This is a genomic window from Nostoc sp. NOS(2021), from assembly GCF_017115025.1.
Taxonomy (GTDB): domain Bacteria; phylum Cyanobacteriota; class Cyanobacteriia; order Cyanobacteriales; family Nostocaceae; genus Nostoc.
The window spans coordinates 1-5172 of the sequence record NZ_JABXKM010000319.1; the positions used below are offsets into that span (position 1 = coordinate 1).

Genomic DNA, 5172 nt, shown 5'->3' on the forward strand with positions numbered 1-5172 from the left:
ATTGGGGACTGGGGAGTAGGGACTGGGGACTGGGGAGTAGAGAGTGAGGGACAACGGGGATAAGGAAAATAACCCATGCCCCATGCCCAATCCCCAGTCCCCAATCCCTTATTTAGCGTAATCTAATCTGCTGGTGGTTGCAGGCGATAGTGCAAAAACACTTCTTGCTCAACGATATTAACTTCTAGAAGTTGCAACTTGGGAGCTAAATCGGATAAAAATCCTTTCCCGTCGACGGGTGTGGGTGCGGTATTACCACCTAAAATCAGCGGACAGACAGTCAGCCATAATTCATCGATTAAATCTAATCCCAGCAAGGAAGCGACTAATTCACCTCCACCCAAGACCGCCAAGCGTGTTATATGTAGAGTGGCTAGATGTTTCAAAGCTGCGGGAATGTCAATTTCTCCCGTTGGTGTTTCAAAAACCAGAATCTGCTCAAATTCGGAGCGTCCTTTCCAGGAAAATGCTCCTTCTGTTGTCGTGAGTAACCAGCGTCTAACTGGTTGCTTAAAAAAGTGAATTTCCGGATTGAGGTTTGCAGAGTGTGTAGTCACTATATGAACTGGCTGCGGAGGCTTCCCTCCTTGTGCCCGGAGTTGCACTAGAGTTGGATCTGTTACAGTGAGTGTTGTTCCGTAGGCATCCAAAGTACCAGCACCGAATAAAACGGCATCAGAGGCAGCGATTTGTTTTTCTAAGTGTGCTTTATCAACCCTTGAGCCAAACCGAGCAGGCGATCGCCTAAAATCTGCTATTTTGCCATCTGCACTCATTGCTAAAACGACTGTAGTATGAGGACGATGTTGCAACATTAAATTGATTTGATAGTTTGAATATTTTCTTTGATCGTGTGTAGATTATCAAAAAAATCCATGCCTGCAAGCTACTGTTTTACAATTTCACCACTGTATTCATATGCAACACAAATCGCTTCTACATCTAGCATATATGAGTTTTGGTATACCACGTTTCTTTTTGAATTATAGCAATTTGTTATTTTTAAACATTGAAAATAAAATTCTGATAATTTAATAAAATGTCTCATCTAGCTCGTCTAATTGCATATCTTTGCTGTTGTGGTTTGCAGGTGCAAAGTGAGACACTCGATGACTAATTCCCGCCAATCTTCCTTTCGTCGAATTTTAGTAACGAGAATATTGCTGCTGTTTGTCCCAGTATTACTTACAGGCGAGATTGTTGCCTTGAATAAGGCACGTTCTAGCATATTGCGAACTGCACGTCAAAATTTAACAGAAAGTGCCATCAGTAAAGGGGAGAGAATTGGAGATGCGATCGCTATCTTAAAAGCTAATTTGTTGAGTGTAAGTAAAACAACCGTGATTCCGTCGGGTTCGCCGATACAAGAGCAAGAAATTCTCACGCAGTTAAGGCAACAACTTCCAGCCAATATTGAGTGCATCCAATTAACGAATCTGCTAAACCAGAAGATAATTGCCAGTAGCTGTGGGGATCAAGCAATTGGAGAATTGAGATTACCTTTGCCTAGTGATGGAATTGATGTCAAAGCAATCTTCCCACCAAAAGCAGGAATGACTGGAAAAAGAAACACCCAAAATCAACTGCAATTAGTGTTATCTGCACCAGTCTCCGATAGCCGAAGAAATTTAGTTTACAGCTTAAGTATTCAGTCTGCATTGTACCAACAAACCAGAAATCCGCCGGGATCGCTCACAGGCGCTATGGTAGTGATTGCTGAAGATGGCACAATTTTGGCGCACCCACTCACAGACTGGGTGGGAACTAATATTAATCAGCACCCAAATTCTTCCGAACTCAAGAGCATAATTAAAAATGCCATTGCGGGACGAAACGATTCGATAAATTTGTCTTTTACAGAGGGGAAAGAATTAGTAGCTGGCTATACAGCTATTGCAAATCCACTCACCCAACAGCAGCAGCAAAAATGGATAGTCTTAGCTGTTACTAGTGTCGAGAATGCGCTTTTTGGTTTAGAGGAAATCAAACTAATTCTTATCGTTTTAACAGTTGGTTTGATTGGTGCAAGTTTGTTAGCATCCCTATATCTAGCTCCTTACTTGGCACGTCCTGTAGAAGAATTGCGAGACTACGCTCTCAATATTCACTCTCACCACGCCGCACAACCAGTTCCGCACAATTTTCAAATCCGGGAATTCAATCAACTGGCCCAAGCATTAGACCAAATGGTAGAACGGCTGAAAGCTGGGGCAGAAGAACTGGAAATAGCCTGGAAAGAAGCAAAAACCGCTAACCAGATTAAAAGCCAGTTTTTGGCTACGACTTCCCATGAATTGAGAAACCCATTAAATATTATTATTAACTGTATTCGCCTGGTTGAAGATGGGTTATGTGATGACCGGGAAGAAGAAATGGAGTTTCTCAAACGTGCCGATGAAACAACGATTCACTTGCTAGGTATTATTAATGATTTACTCGACATTTCTAAAATCGAAGCAGGTAAGCTTTCAGTCGTCAGCACACCTATTGACCTCCGACAAATATTGTTAGAGGTGATTAATTTACAATCAGTTAATGTTCAACAAAAGGGCTTGCAATTGAAATGTGAGTTAGAACCCCAAGCGATACCAATTAAGGCAGACGCGGCAAAATTGAAGCAGGTGCTGATTAATGTTATCGGCAACGCCACTAAGTTCACCGACACCGGAAGCATCACCATTAGTACAGAACTTCAATATAGTAATGGTAAATCTGAGGTGGTAGTTGCTGTCAAAGATACAGGTATAGGCATCGATCCAACTCAACAGCACAAACTATTTCGCCCCTTTGTGATGGTGAATGGCACAACCACGCGCCAGTTTGAAGGTACTGGACTAGGACTAGCGATTTCACGAAACTTAATTGAACTCATGGGAGGCAGCATTTCTCTTGAGAGTGCGGGACTTCATCAAGGTACGACACTAAAGATTACTATTCCTTTGATTGATATCTCGCTGTTAGCTGTTCTAAAGAAAGAAGAAAATGTAGGGGATCTGGGATTTTCCTCTGGGAATGAGGGGGCAAAAGCAAGCCGCTACCCTAGCCTACAGGAGTCTGGGGGAAGCCCTTCTTTGGGGATCAACAAATCTGTGAAAGCAGAGGTAGACAAAGAGAATTTCCCGAAATCCCTGTTGCTACTTGGGAAAGAGACTTGCGAGATTCGTCTTTCGCCGCTGCAAACTATTCTGATAAGTCTTCCAAAAGGAGGAGTTTGTGCAAATGGGACTTTCAAGAGGTAATTTAGTCAAAAGTCCATATTCAAGAGTCACTGGTTATTACTTTTGATCCTTGACGATCATTTAGAAAAACAGGTTTGCCCCCTTGCCCAAGTGATACTGTTAGAGCAGCAAGAATTTCTACTAACTCAGTACCTACCCAGCCAGACGAAACCTCTGAGAGAGTATTGTTGAGAATAGAGACAACAAAGCAGGAGCAAACCCGCTGCAATGGTTCGCCTGTTTCTAATTCCAGCACTATCTGCCTTTGATTTACAGGAATAAATTGATTGCCCTGCTGTTCAAACTCTCCATGTAGCAAAGTTAGAGGTGATGATAGTGACATTTCATCAAAAATCAAGCTGCCAAGGCTACCCACAATCCCCAGCCGTCGCTGTTTATCAGGATTCAGCCAGCACAGGTGAATATAAGCTTGAAAGCCATCTGGGTATGTTAGTGTCAGCCATACTAGGTCAGCTAATCCCTGCCCCCCTGCTCCCTGTAGCCACACCGTACCCGTTGCTTGTACTTTCACAGGAATTTGACCCAGCCAAGCGTTAAAGATAGCAATATCGTGAATGGCTAAGTCCCACAGCGCATCAACATCTTGCCGCACAGGGCCCAAATGGGTACGGGTGGCGTAGCCATAGCGTAAATCTCCTAATTTACCCGCTTGTACTACACTTTTTCCTCGCTCAACTGCTGGGTGAAATAAATAAGTATGGTCAACCATGAGTATCAAATGATGCCGCTCTGCTAAATGGCAAAGTTCCCGACATTCTGCTGGGTCGAGAGTTAGGGGTTTTTCTGCTAAAACATGGTATCCCTGTTGGAGAGCGTCTTTAATTAAAGCATAGTGGGTGGTAGCTGGAGTAGCGATCGCCACTCCTGTCAACCCTGGCACTTTCTTTAAATCCTCCCACTGTGTTGTTAATACTACATTTTCATCTAAGTTCAACTGCTGCTTTACCGCCGCTAATCTTTCTGGATGGGGGTCTACTACAGCAACTATATTTACTTGGGGATCTGCTAAGAAATTCCGTAGCAGATGCACTCCCCAACGCCCAACTCCGATGACAGCAATTTTAATTTGGTTTGTCATTAGTCATTAGTTATTAGTCATTTGTCATTTGTCATTAGTTATTTGTATACAAAGGACGAGGGACAAATGACCACTGACAATCAACTGATTATCGACTAATCCCCCTTCTTTTAAGCTCAGGCTATTTGCGGATTATAAATTGCTAAAAAAGCTACCTTAGCTGCGGCTTGTTCTGCGGTTTTGATCGAGCGTCCCTTACCAACTCCTAGCTTGTTTCCGTGCAGCCACACTTCAGCCATGAAACGTTCTTGATTGCGGTACGGTTGACTGACTTCCACAACCCGATATTCTGGTAAAACTTTAAATTGTGCCTGAGTCCATTCTTGGAGAGCAGCTTTGTAATTAAGTCTGGCAGGATCGAGGCGAATTTCTGTGGTTAGTTCTTGAAAGTGGGGATCTAGCCAAGAGCGGATCAGTTCCAGATTTTGAGTGCTTAAGTAAAGCGCACCCAGAACAGCTTCAAAAGCATCTGCCAGTCGTGACTCTAGACCAACTTTATCAGCAGTAGCACTGCCAGCGACTAGTAAGTATAACTCCAAACCATAAACTCTTGCCAATTGGGCGAGGATGCGATCGCTCACCAACACCGAACGAATTGCCGCAAAATCCCCTACTGGACAATCGGGATAATTTTCCCATAACACAACAGCCGACACTAGCCGCACCACTGCATCGCCAACAAACTCTAGCTGTTCATAATTTGCCGAATCAGAGACAGTGGGATGAGTGAGCGCTAAATCTAGCAGTTCCCACTTTATAGGTGCTTCTAGCGACAAACCAAATTTTTGGACTAAACTTTCGAGTTGCCGCTGACGGCGTGGATAAGCAAGGGGCATTACATGACAAGGGGAAAGG

The 5172-nt window shown here is 43.6% G+C and carries 4 protein-coding genes; 1 reads left to right on the top strand and 3 read right to left on the bottom strand.

Annotated elements, in window-relative coordinates; translation table 11 throughout:
* Window positions 1-122 precede the first annotated feature (122 nt).
* Window positions 123-815, bottom strand: a complete 693-nt coding sequence (locus HWQ41_RS31015) for a RibD family protein (protein WP_292771595.1) — start codon at window positions 813-815, stop codon at window positions 123-125.
* Between the two features lie 294 nt (window positions 816-1109).
* Here HWQ41_RS31015 and HWQ41_RS31020 point away from each other — a divergent pair, with 294 nt between their 5' ends.
* Window positions 1110-3239 carry an ATP-binding protein gene (locus HWQ41_RS31020; RefSeq protein WP_292771598.1) on the top strand — a complete coding sequence of 710 codons (2130 nt, stop codon included), beginning with the start codon at window positions 1110-1112 and terminating at the stop codon, window positions 3237-3239.
* Window positions 3240-3258: 19 nt separating this feature from the next.
* On the opposite strand, the gene HWQ41_RS31025 is transcribed toward HWQ41_RS31020, so the two are convergent.
* Together HWQ41_RS31025 and rnc are read right to left on the bottom strand one after the other, a co-directional pair.
* A complete protein-coding gene (locus HWQ41_RS31025) occupies window positions 3259-4317 on the bottom strand; it encodes a Gfo/Idh/MocA family oxidoreductase (protein ID WP_292771600.1) in 1059 nt (352 codons plus the stop codon).
* A gap of 116 nt (window positions 4318-4433) precedes the next feature.
* A complete protein-coding gene (gene rnc, locus HWQ41_RS31030) occupies window positions 4434-5153 on the bottom strand; it encodes a ribonuclease III (RefSeq protein WP_292771603.1) in 720 nt (239 codons plus the stop codon).
* Window positions 5154-5172: the final 19 nt, after the last annotated feature.

Excerpts from the sequence above, each read along its gene's own strand:
- HWQ41_RS31015 (WP_292771595.1), bottom strand. The coding sequence starts at position 815 with ATGTTGCAACATCGTCCTCATACTACAGTCGTTTTAGCAATGAGTGCA.
- rnc (WP_292771603.1), bottom strand. The coding sequence starts at position 5,153 with ATGCCCCTTGCTTATCCACGCCGTCAGCGGCAACTCGAAAGTTTAGTC.
- HWQ41_RS31020 (WP_292771598.1), top strand. The coding sequence starts at position 1,110 with ATGACTAATTCCCGCCAATCTTCCTTTCGTCGAATTTTAGTAACGAGA.
- HWQ41_RS31025 (WP_292771600.1), bottom strand. The coding sequence starts at position 4,317 with ATGACAAACCAAATTAAAATTGCTGTCATCGGAGTTGGGCGTTGGGGA.